Here is a 391-nt window from a genome sequence, read left to right on the forward strand (position 1 = left end):
CTCATAGTCCTCGTCATCGTCATCGTATTCTTCTTTAGGTGTTGTACGCGGCACATGATCAGCGGGTAAGGTCGCATTATGAGCCTGAATGAGCGCCAGAATCTCCGTTTGATTTTGTTCTTTCGCCATCACCTCGGCATCTTTTCGTTCAAAATAACGAATCGTCGTATCTACACCATGGTCGATTAACAGTTGGACAACTTCTTTATTTCCAGATCGAATAGCACCGAATAGGACATTTTTATAGGGATGAGGCGGTTCAAAATTTATCGCAGCCCCCTGTTGTAATAAATAGCGCACCATCTCATAATGGCCTTTTGCCGCAGCTGATTTTATCGCTGTATCTTTATAAGGGAAGGATTCTTCATCAATATCCATTCCACTTTCTAGA

At 42.7% G+C, this 391-nt stretch carries 1 protein-coding gene; it reads right to left on the reverse strand.

Going from position 1 to position 391, the window contains the following annotated elements:
- Positions 1–391 (reverse strand): ankyrin repeat domain-containing protein (locus KTHG_RS00320; protein ID WP_186439476.1); only part of this gene is annotated, 391 nt, incomplete at both ends.

This window comes from Kurthia sp. Dielmo (assembly GCF_000307285.2).
Taxonomy (GTDB): domain Bacteria; phylum Bacillota; class Bacilli; order Bacillales_A; family Planococcaceae; genus Kurthia; species Kurthia populi.